Raw genomic sequence first — 22775 nt, 5'->3', positions numbered from 1 at the left:
GCGCAGGGGGACCGCCGCCGGGACGGACCGCTCAGCCCGGCAGCCAGTTGCCGTGCAGCCCGAGGGGGACCCTGCGCGGCAGGTGGACGCGCGCGAGCGGCTCGGCGGTGAAGTCCTGAGCGGACAGCACCACCAGGTCGGCGGCGCCGCGGACCGGGTCGTGCGCGTACGCCAGGACGTACCCGTCGTCCTCCGCCGCGGGGGACTCGGACGGCACGAACACGGCCTCCCCCACGGCGGCGTCCGGCGCGAACCGGTGGATCTCGCAGGAGCCGCGCAGAAGGTCGTGCTTGATCAGCGCGTTGTCGAACGCCGCGTCGGGCAGCGGCCCGTCGAGCGGCACGTAGGCCCGGTACATGGCCGCGGTGGCGGCCGCGTATCCGTAGCGGTGGCGCCGGGAGACGAAGGACTCGCTCACCCGGGGGAACTCCTGGGGGCGGTCGTCGATCCGCTCCTCGCGCACCGTGCCGGCCACCGGATCGATGGTCCAGCGGTCCAGGACCCCGTAGCGGTCGGCGGTCAGCGTCCCGAAGTCGAATCGCTCCGGGAGGGTGACCAGTTCGACGACGACGTACGGCCCGTCGTCGTAGGCGTTCAATGTGTGGGAGGCGAAGCACGGGCCCACCTCCGTCCACCGGACGTCCCCGCCGGTCCGCGGCAGCAGGCCGACCCGGGCGGGCCGCCGGTCGTCCCAGGCGAAGGGAACACCGGCGCCCGCCTGCAGGGCCTCGGGGCGGAAGGTGACCGGCGAGTCGTAGACGACGACGTGGCGCTCGGTCAGCGCGAAGTCGTGCATCATCACACTGCCGCCCATCTCGATGTCCTGGACGTGCGTCACTTCGCCGGCCGCGTCCAGCACGGTGTGCCGTACGAAGTCGAAACCCGCCACGTACGAGATGCTGTGCAGTTCTCCGGTGCGCGGATCGCGCTTGGTGTGTGCGGGGATCGTGAAACCCGGCCGGGTCGCGCCGAGCGAGCACGGTCCGATGCTGTCCAGCTCGTAGGAGAGTTCCTGCGGGGCCGCACCGCCCTCGGTGAGGGTGAGGGTGCGACCGCCGTGCCCGATCACGTGCGTGTTGCAGGAGAAGTCGGCGCCCGCTGTTGGGCCTGACACCGAGTTCCGGCTCTCCCAGCCGTCTGCGGACCTCGTCCGAGCGGACCCAGCGGTTGCGGTACCACTCGGCACGGCCGTCGCGCAGCCTGACGCCGTGCACCATCCCCTCGCTCCGCATCCAGTGGTGTGCGGCGGCGTCCTCCAGCCCCAGGGCGTTCGGTCCGATCCGCAGGTACCTCCCGTCGAGTTCGGCGGGCAGCCGCCCGGTCACAGGGAGGTCGAAGGCGGTGATCTCCTCCGTCACCGGGGTGAGGGCGGGGTCAGGGTGCACAGCGTCTCCTCTCCGTGCCTCAGGAGAAGCGCCGACGGAAGAGCCGGGCGGAGAGCGGGATGGCCACGAGGGTGATGCCGCCCCACCACAGCAGCGCGAGCCACAGAGAGTTCCCCAGCGGCTGGTCGAGGAACAGCGCGCGCAGCGTGTCGATGACCGCGGTGACCGGCTGGTGCTCCACGAAGGCGCGGAGGCCCGGGGCGATCGTCTCGGTCGGCGCGAACAGGTTGCTCGCGTAGGGCATGAACGTGATGATGAGGGCCAGGCCGCTGGCGCCGGCGGTGCTCTTGGCGACCTGTCCCAGCAGGGCGGAGACCCAGGCGACGGCGAAGGCGAACAGCAGCAGGACCAGCACGGCGCCCAGCCACTGGAACAGGTTGGCCGACGGCCGGAACCCGACCAGGAACCCGACGCCGACCAGCACCGTGAGGCCGATGACGGCGCGGAGCGCTCCTGCCACGACATGACCGATGATGACCGCGACGGACAGCACCGACATGGACCGGAACCGGTCGACGAAGCCCTCCTGCATGTCCAGGAAGACCCCGGTCGTGGTGGACACCGCGATAAGAGTGACCCCGATGGTGAGGACGCCCGGCATCAGGAAGTTCACGTACGTGGTCGACCCCACGTCGACCGCCCCGCCCAGCATGTAGCGGAACAGCAGCAGCATGACGGTGGGGATCATCACCGAGGTGACGATCTCGTCGGGCTGGCGCAGGATGTGGTTGACGTAGCGTCCGGTCAGGACCCGGGCGTCGTTGATCGCCCAGTAGATCTTCGACCCTCCGGCCTGGGGGACGCGGGCCGCGCCCTGAGACATGACGGTCACTTCTGTCCCGCCCTTTCCGATTCGCGACCCTCGGTCTTCTGCGTGAGTTGCATGAATACGTCGTCGAGCGACGGCTTAATGAGCGCGAGAGAGCCTATTCGGGCTCCACTCCGTTCGATTTCACCGAGTTTTCCGACCAGATATGCGACATCGTCCACCGCGATGCTGGCCTTCATCTCATCGATATTCCAGCCGACTCTCTCCTCGCCGACGGAGCTGCGCGCGGCCGAGAAGTCCCCGGCGGTCGGGAACGCGACTTCCATGCGCTCGCTGCCGACCCGGTCCTTGAGCTCCTGCGCGGTGCCCTGGGCGATGATCCGGCCCTGGTCGAGGACCGCCACCCGATCCGCGAGCTGGTCCGCCTCCTCCAGGTACTGCGTGGTGAGGAAGATGGTGGACCCGCTCGCCAACAGGCCCTTGATGGCGTCCCACATGCCGATGCGGCTGCGCGGGTCCAGGCCGACGGTCGGCTCGTCCAGGAACAGCACCGGCGGAGCGGTGATCAGACTGATGGCCAGGTCGAGCCGGCGCCGCATGCCGCCCGAGTACGTGGTGACCGGCCGGTCGGCGGCCTCCACCAAGTCGAACTGCTCCAGCAGTTCGGCGGCGCGATTCCGGGCCGCGGCCATGCCGAGGCGCTGGAGCCGCCCCAGCATGACCAGGTTCTCCCGGCCCGTGTGCACGTAGTCCAACGCCATGAACTGGTTGACGAGGCCGATGGACCGGCGCACTCCGTCCGCCTGCCTGGTCACGTCGTAGCCGTTCACGCTCGCGGACCCGGAACTGGCACCGGTCAGCGTGGCCAGGATCTTTAGCAGCGTGGTCTTGCCCGCGCCGTTCGGACCGAGGAGCGCGACCATGCTGCCGCGTTCCACCCTGAGATCGATACCATTGAGTACCTTCACATCCCCGAAATCTTTACGAAGCTCTTCGATCTCAATGGCATAACCGTTGCCCACGTGCGCCTCCAAGCCTCGCCGGACAACAACTGATTACGTCGCACACTGCGTGTTTATAGCATACACACACACCGACTGAGACGTCACCCAGACAGGGGGAGCAATGGCGACCACACGCGATTCCAACGGAAAATCACGCAGCAGCATCGATCTCTTGTGGGGGGACCGGAACAAGCCGCAGCGGAACGCCCGGCCCGGTCTCAGCACAGAGCGGATCGTGGGAGCCGCGATAGAGCTCGCCGACGCCGAGGGGCTGGAGGCCCTGTCGATGCAGCGCGTCGCCGGCATGCTCGACTTCACGACCATGTCGCTCTACCGCTACTTCCCGGGCAAGAGCCAGCTGATCGACGTGATGATGGACGCCGCCGCGAGCTCGCCTCCCGACCTGTCGGGGGCGGCGAACTGGCGCGAGCGCATCGAGATGTGGATGTCGGCCCTGTGGGAGCGCTACCAGCAGCACCCCTGGATGCTCCAGGTCCAGGTGAGCGGACCGCCCGTCGGCCCCAACCAGCTCGCCTGGCTCGAGGCTTCGCTGCATTCGCTGCGCGACACCGGTCTGACCCACAACGAGATGCTCTCCATCAGCCTCTTCCTCAACGGGGCCGTCGCCGGCCTGGCCCGGCTCACCTCGGACGTCGCGCACGCCGCCGCGGCCAGCGGGGTCGACCAGCAGGACATGAACTCGGAGTACGCCCAGACCCTGGAGCGCCTGCTGGACCCCGAGCGCTTCCCGACGCTCTCGGCCATCGTCGCGACGGGCGCCTTCCAGGCCGGCGACGCTTCCGGCAGCGACACGCACGGTTTCACCTTCGCACTGCGCCGACTGCTCGACGGCGTCGAGGACTACCTGGAGGAACGCACGCGTCAAGGCCGGTGACGCCGAGTCAGCTCCTCCACCTCCCGCACGACCTCAGCGGGACTCGGCGTAGCCAGCAGCTCCTCCCGGACTTGCCGGGCCCCGGTGAGGAAGGAGGGCTCCTCCAGCAGCCGCCGCAGACCGTCCCGCAGCGCCTCTGGTGTCACCTCCTCCGGGTCGAGGAACAGCCCTGCCCCGCGCGCCGCGATGCACCTCCCCAGATCGGCCTCGTCCCACCACGGCGCGGGAATGGTCAGGTTCGGCACCCCGTGGGCGAGGACGTTGCCCACGGTGCCGAACCCGCCGTGGTGGATGATCGCCGCGCAGCTGGGAAGCAACTCGTTGAGCGGCACGAACTCCACGGTGCGTACGTTGTCCGGCAGGGCTGGGAGCGCGGCAAGCTGGTCCGCGCTCAGGGTCGCGACGAGTTCGATGTCGAGTCCGGCCAGGGTGACGAGCAGTTCGTGGAAGGACACCTCGGTCGACGCACCCCCGGCAACCGAGACCTTGTCCCCACCCAGCAGCTCGCGCCCCGACATGCCGAGCGACAGGCAGACCCGCGGCCGGGAGGGCTTCTCGAGCACCCAGTCCGGCACCGCAGTGGGACCGTTGAACGGCACGTACCGCACCGGCGTCCGGGGCACCTCCAGGGGAAGCTGCATCCACGACGGGGTCGGGTCGATGGTCCACTGTCCGGTCATCATCTCCGTGGCCAGGTCCGGCTCGTGGGCCAGCCCGTAACGCGACAGCCTGCCGGTGAGCCAGTCCGCCACCGGGTCGTCACGCCGCTCGGGCGGCTGCTCGGCCAGGAACCTCCGGTAGGTGCCCCACATCCGGGAGGCGTAGTCCAGGCCGAACAGCATCCGCGCGTGCGCCGCCCCGCACGCCCGGGCCGCGATCGGCCCCACCAGGGTGAGGGCGTCCCAGACCACCAGGTCCGGCTGCCAGCTCCGGGCGAAGTGGACCAGGTCGTCCAGCATCGTCCGGTCGGCCATGTGCTCGTACTCCATGGAACAGCCGATGGTGAAGGTGCCGAGGACGTAGTCCCAAGTCAGCTTCTCCGCACGGGTTTCGGTGACCCCGCTCAGCCGCTGCCACGTCGCGCCGCTCCCCTCGGCGCCTCGGGAGCCCCCGGTGGCAAAGGAGTTCGACAGGTTCAGCTCGTCACCGACCGGCACCCCGGTGAGGCCGGTCCGGGTGACGGCCTCCATCAGGTCCGGCTGGCTGGCGACACGCACCTCGTGCCCCGCGGCCCGCAGGGCCCAGGCCATCGGCACCAGGTTGTAGAAGTGGGGCTTGGCGGCGAAGACGGTGAACAGGACGCGCATCCGGGTCTCCGTTGGGCGGCACCGGCACGCCGACGACGGACCCGGCTCATCGCCTGGTCCGGTGCTCGGCGGTCAGCGCCTCGATGGTCGGCACGAGGTCATGAGGGCTGGGCACGGCGAGCAGTTCGTCGCGCACCCGTGCGGCACCCTCGGCAAAGGACGGTTCGTTCAGCAGCCGGGCCAGCCCGGTCCTGAGGGTCTCGGGACCGAGCGCCTCCGGCGCGACGACGAGGCCCGCGCCGCGTTCGGCGATGTGCCGCCCGAGGTCGGCCTCGTCCCACCAGGGGGCCGGGACGGTCAGGTTCGGCACCCCGTGCGTCAGGACGTTGACGACCGTCCCGAAGCCTCCGTGGTGGATGACGGCGGCGCAGGTGGGGAGCAGCTCGTTCAACGGGACGAACTCCACGGCGCGCACATGGTCGGGGAGCGCGGACACCGAGGCCAGCTGCACCGCGCTCAGGGTGGCCACGAGTTCGATGTCGAAGTCCGCCAGCCCGGCGAGCAGCTGTTCCACGGAGATCGTGTCGCCGCCCATCAGATCACGGCCCGACATGCCGAGGGAGAGGGCGACCCGCGGGCGCGTCCGCCGCTCGTGGATCCAGTCGGGCACGGAGGCCGGCCCGTTGTACGGGACCTGGCGCACCGGCACGTACCGCAGACCGAGCGGGAACTGCATCCCCGGCGGCGTCGGGTCGATCGACCACTGCCCCGTCATCAGCTCCAGGGCGTCGGGTTCCACGAAGTCCAGGCCGTAGCGGTCCAGTCGGCCGCGCAGCCAGTCCGAGACCGGGTCGTCGCGCCGCTCGGGCGGCTGCCGGAGCAGCAGTTCCCGGTAGCGTTGGTAGGTGCGCGAGACGTAGTCCAGGCCGAACAGCATCCGGGCGTGGGCCGCCCCGCAGGCACGGGCCGCGATCGCGCCGGCGAACGTCAGCGCGTCCCAGATCACCAGGTCCGGCTGCCAGTCCCGGGCAAACTCGACGAGTTCGTCCAGCATCGCGCCGCCCGCGAAGTACTCGTACTGCACCGAGCAGCCGACGGTGAACGCGCCGAGCGCCTTCTCCCAGCCCAGGTCCTCCGGGTCCGCCCAGACCATGTCGCCGCTCACGCCCTGGAAGGTCTGCGCGGTCGGTCCCCGGGACCCGCCTCCCATCCGCAGCTCGTCACCTACCGGCAGACCGGTCAGGCCGCTGCCGCGCACGGCGTCCATGAGGTCCGGCTGGCTGGCGATGCAGACCTGGTGGCCGGCCGAGCGCAGGGCCCAGGCCATCGGCACCAGGTTGTACAGATGTGTCTTGGCCGCGAAGACCGTGAAGAGTACACGCATGGAGTGCCCGCGGTCAGTCGGTGATCTCGGGGGCGTAGAACGTCTCCAGCGCCACCGGCCCGACGTAGCGGCGACAGGTGCACTGCCTCATCTCGAAGTCCACTGCGCCGTACACCTTGTCGAACTCCACCGGGGTCTTGACCAGGCCGTGACACGCCTGGCTCTCTTGGTCGTGGTAGGCGAGCCCGTGGCCGCAGGTGCAGACCGGTTCCGGCAGCTCAGGCCGCTCCGCGGTGCGCCGACGCCCTCCGAACCGGCCGGCCAGGAAGCCGGTCACGGCGATACCGGCACCCACGAGCAGCGAAAGGGGGTCCACGGCACTCTCCTTACGCTCGGATCCAGATCGCATCGCGGTCTGTCCGAGAGCGTACGAGCGCGCATTGCACGGATTAACCCCTAGCTTCCCCTAACCGGCCCCCGCGCGGCGGGTCACCGGTACTCCCTGCACGGCCGGGGAACCCCACGGCGAGTCAGGGGTTTCCGCGCCCGGGCAGCCCGCATAGGGTCCGGGCAGAGGTCACAATGTCGCGGGGAGGCAGGTCAGGATGTCGTTGCTCGCGATCAGCGATCTGCATGTCCGGCATCCGGAGAACCGCGAGTTCGTCGAGCGGCTCCGGCCGGAGTCGGACTGCGACTGGCTACTGATAGCCGGGGACGTCGGAGAGCTGTCGACGGACATCGAGAACACCCTGAGCCTGCTGCGCGACCGGTTTTCCACCGTCGTATGGGCACCGGGCAACCACGAGCTCTGGACCGTGCCCGAGGACCCTGTCCAAGCCCGCGGCGTCCAGCGCTACAACCACCTGGTCGAACTGTGCCGACGACTCGGCGTTCTCACTCCGGAGGACCCGTACCCCGTCTGGGACGGCCCCGGCGGCCCGGTCGCCGTGGCTCCCCTGTTCCTCCTCTACGACTACACGTTCCGCCCTCACGGAACCTCCACCGAACAGCAGGCCCTGACCGTCGCACACGACGCGGGCGTCGTGTGCACCGACGAGTTCCTCCTGCATCCCGATCCCTACCTCGGACGCGCCGAGTGGTGCCGGGCACGGCTGAAGGCCACGGAGGAACGTCTCGCGGCGCTCCCGTCCGACCTGCCCACAGTGCTCGTCAACCACTACCCGCTGATCCGCGAACCCACCCGGGTACTGCGCTACCCGGAGTTCGCCCTGTGGTGCGGCACCGAGCACACCGCCGACTGGCACCGACGCTTCCGGGCCCGCGCCGTGGTCTACGGGCACCTGCACATCCCCCGCACCACCTGGCACGACGGGGTACCGTTCCAGGAGGTGTCGCTGGGCTACCCACGAGAGTGGAAGCCTCGTCCGGGGTCTCCAGGACACGTGCCCGTGGTACTGGACGGCGCCAGCCGTACGGGGCACCCGTGATCGATGCCCCAGCGCTGTTCCCGGCCGCCGTCGTACACGCCGAACTCTTCCACGATCCGCCGGAGCAGGAGCTTTTCCCCGGGGAGGAGGCGCTCGTCGCGAACGCGGTGGAGGCGCGCCGCCGGGAGTTCACGTCCGTCCGTGCGTGCGCGCGCACGGCACTCGTGCGTCTCGGGCATCCCCCGGTGCCGATTCTGAAGGGGCCGCACGGCGCCCCGTCGTGGCCGACGGGAGTCGTGGGCAGCCTGACTCACTGTCGTGGCTACCGGGCCGCCGCCGTGGCCGACCGTACAGAGGTGGCGTCGGTCGGCCTGGACGCCGAGCCGAACGAGGTCCTGCCGGATCGCGGCATCCTGCCGCTGATCGCACTGCCCCAGGAGCGTGACCGGCTCGCCGACCTGGCTCTGCGGCGCGCGGACATCTGCTGGGAACGGCTGCTGTTCAGCGCCAAGGAGAGCGTGTACAAGACCTGGTACCCGCTGACCGGTCGGTGGCTCGACTTCGAACAGGCTGAGATCGCCATCCACCCGGACACCGGTACCTTCCACGCCAAGCTGCTCGTCCCCGGCCCCGTCGTCGACGGCACGCGTCTGGACCACTTCCACGGCACATGGCAGGCACGTCATGGTGTTCTCCTCACCGCGATTACCGTCCCGGCTCGGCAGCAGGAAATGTGAGTCCCACGTACGCGGCGAAGCCGCCGGTCCCCCCGCCGCATGCCTGGCCGGCCGGCACGCGGCCCTGCTCGGTCCAGGCGAGTCGGTGAACCTGACGGCACCGTGCCCCACCAGCCTCTCGTGACCAGTGACGGTGTGTCAGATGCCGTATCTCAACCAGTGCCACGAAATTGAGGGCCCGATGGCGGCATCGGGGAGGCTGAGCTTGTAGGTGTTCGGTGCCGTGCGGACGAGCCGGCCACTGCGAGCCCGGTAGCAGAGTTGTGCGGTGAGGCTGCCGATGGGGCACCGCGGAGTTCGACCCGGCGGGCGTGCAGTCCGCCGGGTCGAACTCACTCACACCACGGGGATCGCGCGCGGCAGCACCATGTCGACGGTATTGCCCGCCTCGTCCTCGGCGCTCACCCGCACGCCGAGGAATCCACCGGACACGAGGGCGGATCGCGGCGCCGTGAAGCGGTAGTGCCCGTTGGAGGCACGGTGAGCGGACACCTTCGTCCAGTGCGTGCCACCGTCCGAGGTCACCCAGGCCTGCACCGGACGCAGCCCACCGACAGTGCCCGAGACCGCGGCGTCGACCGACAGGGGCCGGTCGGCCCGGGCCCGGTTGAGGTTGTCCAGCGGAGCGTCCACGGAGGCGTTGAGCAGGTGTACCGGCGTGGTCGCTTCGCCGTCACCACCCGCGGTGAAGCCCCACGTGGCAGTCGCCTCACCGCCCATCGGGAAGGCGTCGCCCGCGCTGAAGGTCCGGCGCAGCTGGTACGAGGCCCGGCCCGTGTCCGGCAGCGTCGCGGTGATGACCGTTCCCCGGTCCGCGATCACGGTTCCGTTCCGGGTCAGCCGGGTCGACGACGTCCACTTCTGCGGCGAGCCGAAGTCCCCGTAGTCGCTCACCGCGCCGTCGGGCGCGACAAAGTCGTCGACCTTGAGTTGGAGGGTGGTTCCGGTGATCTGCCCGGCCACGCCGGCCGCGAACGGACCCGTGTACCAGGTGTGCTGGGTGTGCGTGCCCGGCTCGTACGTGAACTGGCGCGGCGGATAACGCATCGAGATGCCGGAACGGTTGCGGTAGCCGAAGCGCAGCCACGTGGTGTCCTTCGCGGTGATGTACTCCGTGCGGGCGCGCGGGACGCTCAGGTACGAGGGCGAGGAAACGTTCAGACCCGTCATGGTCGGCGCATAGACGGTGCTCCCCTCCTGGTAGCGGTACTCCTCGTTGAGTCCCCGGTACGTGGTGCGCACCTTGGCGAGCCGGTCGACGTCGTCCGCGGTGAGCCGGTGCTCGGGGTCGTCCGGCACCTGCCGCTGCCCGAAGGCGAGGTCGTACAGGGCCGAGCTGTCTCCCTTGTACTGGTCGCTCCCGGCATCGGCGAGCCGCCAGTGCTCACTGAACGTGATCTTGCCGAGGTGGGATCCGGTGGTGGGCGAGATCCACAGAGCATCGCGTCCGAAGGGACCGTAGGCACCGCCCGCGAGCATGCTGTGTGTCACCGAGTAGGTGCCGTTCGCGGTGGTGCGCTTGATGTTGCCGGTCATGAACTCGGTGCGGGTGTCGCGCCCCGAGACCGACGCGGTCCACCGGTGGGCGGTGCGGGCGTCGAAGACGATCTCCTTGTCCCCCGCGTGCAGATCGGCACTGATCACGGCGACGGCGGGAGTTCCGTTCACCTTCATCGACACGGTGGCCAGGCCCAGGTAATCGCCGTCCGGGATGCGCAGCGCGAGGCTGCCGCCGTTTCCGATCGTGACGCTGCCACCGGTGCCGTTGTCGGCGTTGAGCAGGGAGACCTGGGCGGGCGTCGGATTGCCGTCGCGGTTCAGGACCTTGACCGTGATGCTCTGCGCGCGGTCGAGCAGCAGCGGGATGCGCAGCGCCTGACCGCCGCCCGCCGGCTTTGCGGTGAGGGCGCCGCTGTAGGTGCCGGTCGGTGTGCCGCCCGCGGAGACGTCGAGCGTGACGTCCTCGGAGGCACCTGCCGCCAGGGTCAGCGTCGAGGCGGACAGCTTCAGCAGGCCTTCGGGTGTGGTGGACCCCGCGGTCGCCAATGTGCCGGAGAGGTCCAACCGGACGGATTCAGAACCGGTGTTGGTGAGCTTGACCGTGCGTGTCGCGGTGCCGTCCGAGGAGTCGAGCCGGCCGAAATCGACCGCGCCGGTGTCGGCGACGACGGTCTGCTTGAGCGCGGCCGGGACGTCGACCACACCGCTGCCCACGTCATACATGGACTGCGTGGCGGACGGCTGCTTCGCCGTGCCCATCAGCGTGTGCTTGAGCCGGTCCGGCGACCAGTCGGGGTGTTCCTGGGCCAGCAGAGCGGCTGCGCCCGTGACGTGCGGCGCCGCCATCGACGTACCGGACAGGGCCGTGTAGTTCGGGTCCGGCTGAACGGTGCCGATGTTCGTGCCGGTGGCGCGAGCCGCCACGATGTTCACGCCGGGGGCGGCGATCTCCGGCTTCACCGTGCCGTTGGCGGCTGGGCCGCGGCTGGAGAACGAGGCGGTGCCGCCCGCGAAGTCGACCGCGGCGACGGACAGGGCGTGCGGCGCGATCGAGGGGGCCGACACCGTTCCTATGCCAGGACCGTTGTTGCCCGCCGAGACCACGAACAGGGTATTGGACGAGGTGGTGAGCGACTCGAGGGCGGTCGTCACCGCGTCCTTGCCGTTGCTCGGGCCGCTGCCCAGCGACATGTTGACAACTCTCGCACCTTGCGCGACCGCCCACTCCATTCCCGCGATCACCTGGGAGTCGGAGCCGGAGCCGTCGTCGCCGAGCACCTTGCCGACGACCAGGCCCGTGTCGGGCGCGACGCCCTTGCGCAGGCCGGGCGCCCCGGATCCGCTGCCCGCGACGGTCGCGGCGACGTGGGTGCCGTGGCCCACCTTGTCGAGGGTGTTGCCCGACCCGGAGAAGTCCTTGGTCTCCAAGACGCGTCCCGCGAGGTCCGGATGTGTCCCGTCGACTCCGGTGTCGAGGACGGCGACCTTCACGCCGGTGCCCGTACGTCCCGACTGCCAAGCGGTGTCGGCGCCTATCTGCGTCAGGTTCCGGTCGAGAGCGTCGGCCTTCACCCGGCCGTCGAGCCAGATGCGCCGCACGCCCTTCAGGGCTGCGCCGGATCCGTCGAGTGCGTCGCCGACCGTGTCCGTGTCGTCCTTGTCGAGTGTCACGGTGCTTGCGTGGATCGAGTGGAAGGTGCGCTTCGCCGGCAGCGGTCCGTCCTTGGCCAGTGCGGCGGGTCGTGTGTCCCCGGAGTGCTGGACGATCAGGGGCAGCGAGCCTCGGTGAGCGTCGTCGTAGCCGTCGCGCACCAACTCCGTGACATTGAACAGCCTTGGGTCCAGAACGCCGCCGACCTTGCCGATCACGTCACTGGGGTAGAAGTACGTGTCGCCTTCGATGTCGGTGCGGGTCAGGATTGTGCCCGGAGCAGAGCCCGCGGCGGGTTCGGCCACGTAGGACTTCTTGCCGTCGGCGGTCGTGGTCACGGTGATTCGGTCACCGGTCACGAGGGTGACGGTGGTCGAGTGTGCTGCGCCGTCAAGTGTCGTGGACTCGGTGGCCTGTGCGGCCGGCACGAACAGTGAGGCGCAGAGGCCACTCACCGCTGCTGCGACGGCCAGGCGTGCCCGGCCGCGTGGCAGGAGAGGTCTGGATGGGGTCACGATGCCTCCGGATTCGGGAGTGAGGAAGGTGCGGCAGAGGAAGGTGGCGGCCACAGTCGGATGCGGTAGCAGGCCTGTTCGCCGGTGGCCGTCTCCTCGAGGAGTTCGCCTGTGCCGGAACCGCACCAGGCGTGTACGCCGGCCCGCACGTCAGGATTGGCGCTGTGCACTTCCACCACGCCGGCGTCGGGCAGTTGGCCGAGGCGGCGTTCCAGCAGGCCGAGGATCCTCGGCCATGGTTCGCCACCCGCGTCGATGACGGTGTGCGCCGGTTCGGTGGGTTCGGTGGCGGGGGGCATGGCCCGGACGCTAATCAGCGGGCATTACCCGGCCATTACCACGCTCCGCCTCGCCCCCCGTGCGTGATCGCGGCCAGCTCAAGCCGCACCCGGCGCAGCCCTGCCCGCACCTGAGGATCGTCAGTACGGGCCACGGCCCGCTCGCACGCGTCCAGGGTCTTTCGTGCCCCGTCGTACCTGGCGCACCCGACGTGCACTTCGGCGAGAGCCACCAGGGCGTACGGCAGAACCCACGACTCCTCCAGCGAGCGGGCGAGGCGCACCGCCGACTCGGCCAGGGACGTCGCGCGGTGCAGTGCCCCGACGCGCAGTTCGGCCACGGCGAGGTTGCCCTGGTCGAAGGCCATCACCGCGGGGTCGCCGGTGCGGCGGGCCAGCCCGACGGCCCGCCGGGCGCAGTCCCGTGCCACCTCCCACCGACCGTCGGCGCGGGCCAGTTCCCCGACGACGGACAGCGCACCGGACAGCCGGGCCGCGTCCCCGGACGCGTCGGCCGCGAGCAGTGCCCCGTCGGCCGCCGCGCGGGCGTGCTGCGTGCGGTCCGTGGCCATGAGGCAGGCCGCCCGGATGGTGAACAGGCGTGACAGGAGCGCCTGGTGGTCCGCCCCGGGCGCGCCCAGATACGTCTCGGCCCGGCGCAGTGCGGCCAAGGCGGCCTCGTAACGTCCCGCGTTGAAGCACAGCGCGCCGCGCGCCATCCGGTGCGCGGCCCTGTCCTCCGGCGTCCCGTGAGTTTCGAAGCGCGCCACCTCGTTGAGTACCGCAAGGCCGTCCAGGGGCCGCCCGGCCCTGCCGAGCGCTTCCGCGAGGGAGGCAGCCGCGCGCAGCGTCCCCGACGCGTCTTGCGCCCCCACGTAGTGGGCAAGGGCCTGACGCAGGACGGTCTCCGCCTCGTGGAACCGGGCCGCCCTGCGCAGCACCTCGCCCCACGCGAGACGGGCGGCCGCTGCCTCGGGGCCGTCGAGACGGCTGACGAGGTCGGCGTAGTACCCGCACGCGCTGTCGTTGGCGAACAGCGTCGCCGCCCTCTCGGCCGCCGCGCGCAGGAACTCATGTGCTCGTGGATGGTCGGCGGCCGTCATGTGTGCGGCGATCAGGTCCACGGCGTCCGGGCGCACCCGCAGTACGGTGTCGGCGTGCGCACGGTGCAACCGGCGCCGTATCGCGCCGCCCTGCCGCTCCGCGCAGGCCAGCCGCACCAGCGGATGCCGGAAGGCGTACCCGAGGACCGCGCGTCCGCCCAGTACCACCTCGCGCTCCTCGACGATGCCGGCCTCGGACGCCGAGGCCAGGGCAGCCGCCACCTGGCCCGGAACCAGTGGGGGATGGAGTCCGGTGGCGGCCACTTCCTCCAGTTCGGTCAGGGACACCGAGGTACCGGTCGCCATCGACAGGGCGCCCAGGATCTGTCGCGCGGGCTCAGGGAGGGCCGCGAGCCGTTCGGAGACGAGGTGGCGTATCCCGGAGGGCACTTCGTTCCCGGCCGGGGCGGCCGCCGTGCCCGGGTCCGCCGTCACTCCGCTCCTCGCCAGCTCGAGTGCGAACAGGGGGTTGCCGAGCGAGAGTCGGTAGATGCGGTGCTGGGCCCGGCGGGCCGTCCGCGCATCCGGCTCCGGCCCGGAAACGGCGGCGGACAGAGCGGCGCAGTCGGCGCGGCCCAGGCGCAACAGGTCCACCTCGACGGCCGCGCCACGACGCAGCAGCCCGCCGAGCGTCTGCGCGGCCGGGGCGTCCTGCGTCAGCTCGTCGTCCCGGTACGTCGCAATGAACCGCCAGGGTCGCGTCTGCGATCCCCGTACGAGATGGTGCAGCAGGCTCAGCGATCCCGGATCGGCATCGTGCAGATCATCGAGCACCACCAACGCCGGTGCGCCACCCGCGAGATCGGTGAGGAAACCGCTGACTGCGCGGAACAGGCGGGCGCGCTCCTCCTCAGGACCGGCCACCGGAGGAGCGCCGCCGAGCGAGGGCACCAGCGCGGCGAGTCCGCCGTGCTCCGCGCCGACACGGGCCCGCTCGGCCGGGTCGCACTGGGCCAGACGGCCTTCCAGAGCATCGGCGAACATACCGTAGGGCGTGTGCCCTTCCGCATCGTGCCCGGAGCCCCACAGCACGGTGACACCTACTCCGGCCGCCGCGCGCGCGGCTTCGGCGACGAGGCGTGTCTTGCCGATGCCCGCCTCACCGCGCACCACGACGAGCGGGCTGCCGACGGTGGTCGTGGCGTGCTCGATCAGGAGGGAGAGCGGGCGCTCACGACCCACCAGCGGGTGAGGCTCGCGGCGGCGGATCGCCACGGGCAGCACCGTCGGCCGACGGGTGGCGCTCGGCAGCGGCCTGCGATCCAGCGCTGACAGTGCCGCGCGGTGCACGTCCTCGAAGTCCGGGCCCGGCCGCACGCCCAGTTCGTCCGCGAGCGCCTCACGGGAGGCGTGGTACTGGCGGATCGCCTGCCGGGGCCGTCCCGCGTCGACGAGCGTGCGGGCGAGCAGCAGCCCGAGCCGCTCGTCGGCGGGGCTCTCCTCCAGTGCCGATCGCAGCACGTCCACGGCGTCGGAGGTGCGGGCTGCGGACAGCAGCCGCCGGGCCTGTGCGGGCACCAGCCGGTCACGCAGGACGACCAGTTCGCCGCGTCGCTGCTCCGCCCACTCCGCGTACCGGTCCTCCGGAAGGAGCTCGCGGCCGAGGGCCGAGCGGGCCGCCGTCAGTGCCGCAACGTCACCCTCGGCCAATGCCGTGCGCGCGGATGCCTCGGCCTCGTCCGCGTCGACCCACACGCGGCCGGGTGCCAGCAGCAGCAGCTCGCCGTCGCCGAGCAGGAACGAGGACGGAGTTCGAGGCGCCAGATCGGGCTCCAGGGCGTGCCGCGCGGCGTGCAGCACGACCCGAAGGTTGCGGACCGCCGCATCGGGCGGAGTGTCCGGCCAGAGCAGGTCCATGACCTGCTCCCGGTGGCGCCGCAGCCCCGGCGCCACCGCCAGGACCTTCACCAGGGTCTGCGCGGCGCCGCGACGCCAGCGAGAGGGAACAGGGACACCGTCCGCGCGCTCGACGCGGAAACCGCCGAGCAGGAAGACGCGGAGCTGCGGTGAGTCTCCTGATGCGGCCCGTCCTGACATTGCGCCCACCATAGCGATTCCCGGAACCTGTGCGTCCCTTCTTCAACGCCCATGCTCCGGACAGCCGTTACTGGCGTGTTACTCGACGTCTCCCCGCGCGGACGTACGTCTTCTCACCTCACCGCGTCGACGCGCACTGTGATCGGAACGAGAGGGGAGACACACTGTGCTCGGAGCTCTGGGACTGACTGACGTCGAGACCACGGTGTACGCGGAGCTGGTACGGCGGGGTTCGTGCGGGATCCAGGAGTTGCCCGCGCTGTGCGCGCTGCACTCCACCGACGTCGAGATCGCGGTGCGAGGGCTGGCGGAGAAGGGGCTCGTGACCGTGTCTGCGGACAGCCGCGCCCACGTCACGGCAGCACCCCCCGACATAGCCGGTGAGGTACTGCTGCTGCGCAGGATGCAGGAGTTGCACTCGGCACGGGTCGCGATCGGCCGTCTCGCCGATGACTACCGCAGGAGCGCCCGGGAGCAGGCCGAAGGTCTGCCGGTCGAGTTCACCCCGGACGAGGCGGTGCGCCAGCGTCTGGACCAGATCCAGCGCAGGGCCCGGAGCGAGGTGCTCATGTTCGACAAGCCGCCCTACCTCAGCCTGAACAACAGCTCCGAGATCGAGCAGCTGGCCGCGGGGGTCCGGTACCGCACGATCTATGACCGGCGTGCGGTGGAGCGGCCCGGCGGGCTCGACCGCATCCAGCGCTATGTCACCGCGGGCGAGCAGGCCCGCCTTGCCCCGTCGCTGCCCATCAAAATGGTGGTGGTCGACCGGGAGCTGGCGATTCTGCCCGCTCTCGACGGTGGGCTGGGCGGGCCCGGTGGCTCCGCTCTCGTGCACCCCAGCCCACTCCTCGACGCGCTGGTCGAACTCTTCGAGCGACTGTGGGGCGACGGGTTACCGGTCGAGGCGTCGGGCACCGCGCCCGGTGAACTCGATTCCGCCGATGTCCAGTTGCTCACTCTCCTGCTGAGCGGGCTGACCGACGAAGTGATCGGACGTCGTCTCGGTGTCGGCCGCCGCACCGTGCTGCGGCGGGCCCGCAGCCTCATGGACCGGGCGGGAGTCGACTCGCGTATGCAACTGGGGTGGTATGCGGCACGGCATGACTGGGTCACCTTCGACGGCGCACACGACCGGCCGTCCGGCACACCTGACGCATAGGTGACCCTGTCACGAATGCGCCGTCACCTGCTCTTCTTCACGCACCGTCACCGCGCTAACGTCCCGGAACGGACCGTTCAGCGCCATTCCGCGAGGGCTCAACACAGCGCCCTGACACGGGAGTTCACGGTCCTCCGCCCCGACCCAGGAGGAGAACAAGTGCAGCACTCTACTCGAGGCAGAACGTCCAGACGTGTGCTGGCCACCGCCGCCGTCGTCGCCGTCACCGCCTCGCTCCCCGCCCTGACCGGGCTCGCCGGAGCACAGGCGGCCCCTCCCGCCACCGGCATCGTCCAACCCCAGCAGAAGAAGGAGACGTCCGCCGACATCACCCTCGTCACCGGCGACACCGTCACCCTCACCACCGCGCCCGACGGTCGGCAGGCCGTCGACGCGCACGCCGCGCCGGGCACCGGCAAGACCTTCCAGACCGTCACCGGGCCCGACGGGGACCTGTACGTCTTCCCGTCCGACGCGATCGACGGGATCGCCTCCCGGACTCTGGACAAGCGTCTCTTCAACATCACGCAACTGGTGAAGGACGGCTACACCGACGCGAAGAGTGACACCCTGCCCGTCATCGTCTCCTACCCCGACCGGCCGACAGCCACGGCACTGAAGAAGCGGGCTGACCAGCTCCCTTCCTCCGAACGGGACATGGTTGCCGACCAGGTCGACATGGCGGGTGTCCGAGTCGAGAAGGACGGTGCCGGAGCCTTCTGGAGGGCGGTCAGGCCCGTCTCGAAGAAACCCCGCAAGGGCAAGGCCGTAACCACGCCCGGGAGCAGCGGCGTCGCCAAGGTCTGGTACGACGGCAAGGCGAAGGCATCCCTCGACGTGAGCGTGCCGCAGATCGGCGCACCCGAGGCGTGGGCCAAGGGCTATGACGGCAAGGGAACCAAGGTCGCCGTCCTCGACACGGGGGTCGACCCGACGAACGCCGATGTCAAGGACCGCATCGTCGCCACCCAGAGCTTCATACCCGGCCAGTCCGTCACCGACGGCCATGGCCACGGCACGCATGTGGCATCCACCATCGCCGGATCGGGTGCCAACTCCGACGGGAAGTACAAGGGTGTCGCCCCCGGCGCCGACCTGATCGTCGGCAAGGTCCTGGACAACAGCGGCTCCGGCAACGACTCTCAGATCATCGCCGGCATGCAGTGGGCCGTCGACCAGGGCGCCGATGTCGTCAGCATGAGTCTGGGCGGACCGGCCACCGCGGGTGGCGACGCCATGACCGAAGCCGTCGATCAACTGAGCGTCGACGGCGCCCTGTTCGTGATCGCGGCGGGCAACTCGGGTCCCGCCGCCCAGACCCTGGGCAGCCCCGGCACTGCCGACTCCGCCCTCACCGTCGGGGCCGTGGACCGCTCCGACGCACTCGCCAACTTCTCCAGCCGTGGGCCGCGCATCGGCGACTACGCCATCAAGCCCGAGATCACCGCTCCCGGCGTCAACATCGTCGCGGCCCGTGCGGCCGGCACCACCCTCGGCACCCCGGTCGGCGACCACTACACGACACTCAGCGGCACCTCGATGGCGACCCCGCACGTCGCCGGCGCCGCGGCCCTCCTCGCGCAGCGCCATCCCGACTGGTCGGGGCAGCGGATCAAGGAGGCTCTCACCGCACACGCCAGGCCCAACACCACCAATACCGCGTACGAGCAGGGCAACGGACGCGTCGACGTCCCAGCCGCGCTGGATCCGACCCTGGAGCTGTCCGGCAGCGCCGACTTCGGCCTGGTGGAGCACCAGGACTCCCCTTACGAGAAGCAGACCCGCACCCTGAAGCTGACGAACCCGACCGCCACGGACCGCGAGGTGACGATTTCCACCGAGGCCACCGGGTCCCTGCCGCAAGGGGCGTTGAGCGTGCCCGGCAGCAAGGTCGGCGTGCCCGCGGGCAGCACTGTCGAGGTGCCGGTCACCCTCGACCCGAACGGCGTGACGGCGGGTCGCTACACGGGCCGTGTCGTCGCCACGGCCGCGGACGGCGCAAGCGCCCACACCGTCTTCGGACTCAGTATGGAGCCCAAGCGCTACGACCTGACACTCGACGCGAAGGGCCGCGACGGAGCCGCTCCGCGCCGTGTCGACATCCTGGTCATGGGTCTGGACAACAACACCTTCCAGTCCCTGCACCTCTACCGCGGACACCAGCAGATCGCCCTGCCCGCGGGCCACTACACGCTCACCGGTGTCGTCATCTCCGGCGGCGGGGAACACGCCTCGACGGACGGAGCAGCGGATCTGTTCAACGTCGGAGACATCGACCTCGACGGCAAGGACACGACGGCCACCATCGACGCCGGCCGGGCGAAGGACTTCGACATCCGGGTCTCCAAGGCGCAAGGCGCTTTGGAAGCATCTGACTTCTCGCACCAGGTCACCCGCACCGCAGCGGACGGCCGCCGGTCGACGGTCGGCTACGCGGGCCTTCAGAACTGGTCGGACATGCACGTCGGCGCCATCCCGTGGAGCAAGCCGGACACGGGTGACATCCGCGCCTCGTTCTACGCCTCGAAGCGCGAACCGCTCGTCAGGGCGACCGTCACCCGGCCCGACACCTTCTCCCTGACGGCCAAGACATCCAGCTACCTCAAGCGGTTCGACGGCACCAGGACGTACGACGTCGCCGACGTCGGCGCAGGGACCGCCGACGAGCTGGCCGGCAAGTCCCTGACGGGCAAGGCGGCCCTGCTCCACACCGACACCATGACCGGAGTCGGCGCCCGGATCCGCGCGGTCGCCTCCGCAGGCGCCTCCGCGGTCGTCGTCGCACCCGCCGACGACTCGGCGCAGGGCTTCGTCGTCACCGGAGTGAACGTCCCCTACTTCGCCATCGGTCACGCCGACGGCCTCAAACTGACCGCGGCGGTCTCCGAGGGACGGACGACCGTCGCCCTCAAGGGAGTCGAGGAGTCCCGCTACACGTACGGCGGACAATGGGACTACCACGGAGCCCTTCCGGACGGCCTCACCGTCACCCCGGGCCCCGGCGAATTCGCGAAGATCAAGAACACCTTCCACACCGACGGCGTCGACCGTGTCGGCTACCAGACGATGAACGCGTGGGGCGCGTACCCGATGACGTCCGTCCGCTCGTCCCAGTTCGTCCAGCAGGGACACCGACGCGACGAGTACGTGCGGGCCGCGTCCACCCTCACCTACAGCCAGGTGGTCGCAGCCCGCACCGACTACCCGGCCTCCATGTACGAGAGCGCGCACAGTTACCGGCCCGGCCAGGTCACCGACGAGCACTGGTTCGGCCCCGTCATGCACCCGGCCAACCACACCGACTACGCCTGCAACTTCTGCCGTTCCGACGTCGGCACGGTCTTCGGGCCGCAGCTCGGCGGTGACGGCGACGCGGACCACTACCTGAGGAGCAACCGCGCGCGGACGTGGACGTTCTACCGCGACGGCGAGAAGATCACCGACACCGGAGCGCTGATGGTGCCGCAGAAGGCCGACTACCGGTTCGTCGAGGACAGCGGGCGCAGCAAGGACTACGAGGGGGTCAGGCTCGGCACCAAGTCCCGCACCGAGTACAGCTTCACCTCGGCCGGGCCCACCGGCATGGACGTCGACGACTGCAAGGTCACCATGCCCAAGGCCACCACGTGCGCGGCTCTGCCCGTCGTCCTCCTCGACTACGGCATGACGGCGGACATCCGCAACGAGGTGGCGGCCGGCGGCAAGCAGAACCTCACGGTCGACGCCTCCCGGTCCAAGGGCTACAAGGGGTCGGCCGACATGGCAGGCGCCAAGGTCTCCGTCAGTTACGACGACGGCGCCACCTGGCAGTCGGCCGACGTCGACCGCACCGACGGCCATTCCTTCCGGGCCACATACCGCGCCCCGAGGCTCTCGGAAACGAACGGCTTCGTGACGCTCAGGGCCGAGGTCTGGGACGCGGCGGGCAACCGCACGGTCCAGACGATCACCCGGGCCTACGCACTGAAGTAGCCCGGAGCCGAGCAGGTCGGCTGCCGTCCGCGCCGGTGCGGGCGGCAGCTGCTCCTGCGACGTCCGCCGGGCGGTACTGCATGTGCGCCGCATGGCCGGTGTTGCGACGGACCGGGGCGACAGCTCTCCGCACCACCTCCGATGCGACTCGGTACGGTCGCCCGCGTCCGCCGCGCACCCAGCCGAGCCGGAGCGCCTCATCCACGCCGCGCAAGGTTCCCGGAGCAGAATCAGGGGACTGCCGTGCGATCAGTTCCACGGCATGCCGCACATCCGGCGACTCCCGGCCCAGCCTGCGTCGCACCACTTCCCCGTCGCCGGTCATGGCGGACAGCGCCCAAAGCGGATTCCCGCCGGAGCGACGGAACACCTCCGCAGCGGAGAGGCCGTCCCCCACGCCGGTGAACCGTGCACAGTCACGTTCGCCGAGCGGAGGCACACGCAGGCTCCGCGCCGTCCCGTGCGGGAACAACGGCCTGCGGCCGCGATGCGCCACCACGATTCCGCCGGATGCCCCTTGGTCCCTCGCGAGCCTGACCAGCAATCGATGCCCGGCCGGAGGAAGGTGCTCCGTGTCGTCGACGAGCCAGACGACCGGCCCCTTGCGGGCCAGGTCCCGGGCCAGCGCCATCACCTGCGTTTCGACCTGAGGGGCCGCGCGATCCGGACGGCCGCCGAGGCCGGGCAGGAGCGCGGCGATTCCGGGATGGTCCCGGGCGAGTGTCGCCCGGCCGGCGGCGTCCAGTCGCGCCGCGTGCCCGTCCACGCAGGCCAGGACCGCGCCGTACGGACCGTGAGCGGCCGGCACGCGCTCCGACGACCGAAGCACCACGGCCTCGTGATCCATCAGCCGGTCACCCAGGGCATTCAGGAGGCGGGTCAGACCGATCCCGGGATCACCGGTCAACTCGACCACCGAGGTGGCGGGCGTGCGCAACAGCGTGCACACCGTACCGAGCAGCGCTTCACGGCCGACGAACTCACGTGGCGGGTCCGCACGGTGCTGAGGGACCGGGGTTTTCGCGACGGCACGCCCGAACAGCTCCCGAAGGTGCGCGTCAGGCTCCAGACCGTAGATTTCGGCGAGTTCCCGCCGATGCGTGTGGAAGCACTCCGTCGCCTCCGTGTGCCGGCCCGAGGCCAGCAGCTCCGCCATGAGAGCCCGACAGACATCGACCGCGAGCGGATCCACGGCGAGCATGTCACGCAGCAGCCCGACCGCCTCAGGCCCGCTCCCGGCCAGGGCGACCGCAGCTCGCCGCCGCGCGGCCTGGTGTACACGGCGCGGACCGCGCAGGAACGCCTCGTCCTCACCGGGCAGCAACCCGTGCGTCAGCATCCGTGCCGTCCGCTCCGGCAGGGCCGCCGCGAGGGCCTCCGCGTAGTCGACCCGGACCGAGCAAGGATCGAGCGCCAGCATCCCGCCGGGCTGCGAGTGGAGGTACGAGGACGGTGCACGCGCAGCCAGTTCGGGTTCCAGGGTGCGGCGCACCGCATGCAGGGCGACCCGCAGGTTCCGGTCCGCAGCCTGCGGGAGTGCCTCGGGCCACAGCAGCGCCGCAAGCATCCGCCGGTCCATCCGCTGCCCGTCCGAGACGGCCAGCGCCTTCAGGAGACGCCGCGCCCCGGGCCGCTGCCAGTCCTGCTCGGCAACGGTCCGGCCGCCCCGCTCCACCCGGAAACCACCGAGCACTCGGACGACGACAGGGATAGTGGGGACAGGGGTCATCGTGATGCCTCCTCACGGCCCGCCGACGTCAGCGGACGGCGGACGGTACGAAGGCGGCATTACCCGTTCGTTACCGACG

The 22775-nt window shown here is 70.5% G+C and carries 15 protein-coding genes and 1 pseudogene; 5 read left to right on the top strand and 11 right to left on the bottom strand.

Annotated elements, in window-relative coordinates; genetic code table 11:
• Window positions 1–31: 31 nt before the first annotated feature.
• The 4 genes and pseudogenes from ACFU6I_RS34780 to ACFU6I_RS34765 all read right to left on the bottom strand — a co-directional run bounded on the left by ACFU6I_RS34780 (window position 32) and on the right by ACFU6I_RS34765 (window position 3176).
• A complete protein-coding gene (locus ACFU6I_RS34780; RefSeq protein ID WP_384374160.1) occupies window positions 32–1114 on the bottom strand; it encodes a carotenoid oxygenase family protein in 1083 nt (360 codons plus the stop codon).
• A gap of 82 nt (window positions 1115–1196) precedes the next feature.
• A pseudogene (locus ACFU6I_RS34775) lies at window positions 1197–1325 on the bottom strand (carotenoid oxygenase family protein); the annotation flags it as partial.
• A 79-nt stretch (window positions 1326–1404) separates the two neighbouring features.
• Window positions 1405–2208, bottom strand: coding sequence for an ABC transporter permease (locus ACFU6I_RS34770; protein ID WP_384374166.1), 804 nt, complete (start codon window positions 2206–2208; stop codon window positions 1405–1407).
• A gap of 5 nt (window positions 2209–2213) precedes the next feature.
• Window positions 2214–3176 carry an ATP-binding cassette domain-containing protein gene (locus ACFU6I_RS34765; protein ID WP_384374157.1) on the bottom strand — a complete coding sequence of 321 codons (963 nt, stop codon included), beginning with the start codon at window positions 3174–3176 and terminating at the stop codon, window positions 2214–2216.
• Window positions 3177–3279: 103 nt separating this feature from the next.
• Here ACFU6I_RS34765 and ACFU6I_RS34760 point away from each other — a divergent pair, with 103 nt between their 5' ends.
• Window positions 3280–4053, top strand: coding sequence for a TetR/AcrR family transcriptional regulator (locus tag ACFU6I_RS34760; protein WP_384374154.1), 774 nt, complete (start codon window positions 3280–3282; stop codon window positions 4051–4053).
• Here the strand turns inward: ACFU6I_RS34760 and ACFU6I_RS34755 are convergent.
• From ACFU6I_RS34755 to ACFU6I_RS34745, 3 genes are read right to left on the bottom strand one after another with little or no spacing between them, the layout of a single operon-like run.
• Window positions 4041–5360 (bottom strand): activator-dependent family glycosyltransferase, encoded by a 1320-nt coding sequence (locus ACFU6I_RS34755; RefSeq protein ID WP_384374151.1) that lies wholly within the window; start codon window positions 5358–5360, stop codon window positions 4041–4043. The genes ACFU6I_RS34760 and ACFU6I_RS34755 overlap by 13 nt on opposite strands.
• Window positions 5361–5406: 46 nt before the next feature.
• Window positions 5407–6684: an activator-dependent family glycosyltransferase gene (locus tag ACFU6I_RS34750; protein WP_384374148.1), complete on the bottom strand. Its 1278-nt coding sequence runs from the start codon at window positions 6682–6684 to the stop codon at window positions 5407–5409.
• A gap of 13 nt (window positions 6685–6697) precedes the next feature.
• Window positions 6698–7000 carry a hypothetical protein gene (locus ACFU6I_RS34745; protein WP_345509529.1) on the bottom strand — a complete coding sequence of 101 codons (303 nt, stop codon included), beginning with the start codon at window positions 6998–7000 and terminating at the stop codon, window positions 6698–6700.
• 229 nt (window positions 7001–7229) lie between these two features.
• Here ACFU6I_RS34745 and ACFU6I_RS34740 point away from each other — a divergent pair, with 229 nt between their 5' ends.
• Window positions 7230–8072 carry a metallophosphoesterase family protein gene (locus ACFU6I_RS34740; protein ID WP_384374145.1) on the top strand — a complete coding sequence of 281 codons (843 nt, stop codon included), beginning with the start codon at window positions 7230–7232 and terminating at the stop codon, window positions 8070–8072.
• The gene (locus ACFU6I_RS34735; RefSeq protein WP_384374143.1) at window positions 8069–8749 is read left to right on the top strand and encodes a 4'-phosphopantetheinyl transferase; all 681 of its coding nucleotides are present in this window, start codon (window positions 8069–8071) and stop codon (window positions 8747–8749) included. Before ACFU6I_RS34740 ends, ACFU6I_RS34735 begins: the two co-directional genes overlap by 4 nt.
• Before the next feature lie 336 nt (window positions 8750–9085).
• On the opposite strand, the gene ACFU6I_RS34730 is transcribed toward ACFU6I_RS34735, so the two are convergent.
• The 3 genes from ACFU6I_RS34730 to ACFU6I_RS34720 all read right to left on the bottom strand — a co-directional run bounded on the left by ACFU6I_RS34730 (window position 9086) and on the right by ACFU6I_RS34720 (window position 15833).
• Window positions 9086–12259 (bottom strand): S8 family serine peptidase, encoded by a 3174-nt coding sequence (locus ACFU6I_RS34730; protein ID WP_384374140.1) that lies wholly within the window; start codon window positions 12257–12259, stop codon window positions 9086–9088.
• A 152-nt stretch (window positions 12260–12411) separates the two neighbouring features.
• Window positions 12412–12714 (bottom strand): hypothetical protein, encoded by a 303-nt coding sequence (locus tag ACFU6I_RS34725; protein ID WP_384374137.1) that lies wholly within the window; start codon window positions 12712–12714, stop codon window positions 12412–12414.
• 35 nt (window positions 12715–12749) lie between these two features.
• Window positions 12750–15833, bottom strand: coding sequence for an ATP-binding protein (locus ACFU6I_RS34720; RefSeq protein ID WP_384374134.1), 3084 nt, complete (start codon window positions 15831–15833; stop codon window positions 12750–12752).
• 166 nt (window positions 15834–15999) lie between these two features.
• Here ACFU6I_RS34720 and ACFU6I_RS34715 point away from each other — a divergent pair, with 166 nt between their 5' ends.
• Together ACFU6I_RS34715 and ACFU6I_RS34710 are read left to right on the top strand one after the other, a co-directional pair.
• Window positions 16000–16995 (top strand): TrmB family transcriptional regulator, encoded by a 996-nt coding sequence (locus tag ACFU6I_RS34715; protein WP_384374131.1) that lies wholly within the window; start codon window positions 16000–16002, stop codon window positions 16993–16995.
• A gap of 195 nt (window positions 16996–17190) precedes the next feature.
• Window positions 17191–20967 carry a S8 family serine peptidase gene (locus ACFU6I_RS34710; protein WP_384374128.1) on the top strand — a complete coding sequence of 1259 codons (3777 nt, stop codon included), beginning with the start codon at window positions 17191–17193 and terminating at the stop codon, window positions 20965–20967.
• Here ACFU6I_RS34710 and ACFU6I_RS34705 read toward each other — a convergent pair.
• On the bottom strand, window positions 20942–22696 hold the full coding sequence (locus ACFU6I_RS34705; protein ID WP_384374125.1) for an AAA family ATPase: 1755 nt from the start codon (window positions 22694–22696) through the stop codon (window positions 20942–20944). The genes ACFU6I_RS34710 and ACFU6I_RS34705 overlap by 26 nt on opposite strands.
• Window positions 22697–22775: the final 79 nt, after the last annotated feature.

This window comes from Streptomyces sp. NPDC057486 (assembly GCF_042802415.1).
Lineage (GTDB): Bacteria > Actinomycetota > Actinomycetes > Streptomycetales > Streptomycetaceae > Streptomyces > Streptomyces yanii.
Note: the sequence above shows the minus strand (reverse complement) of the source record. Positions and strands in the feature narration are given on the sequence as shown.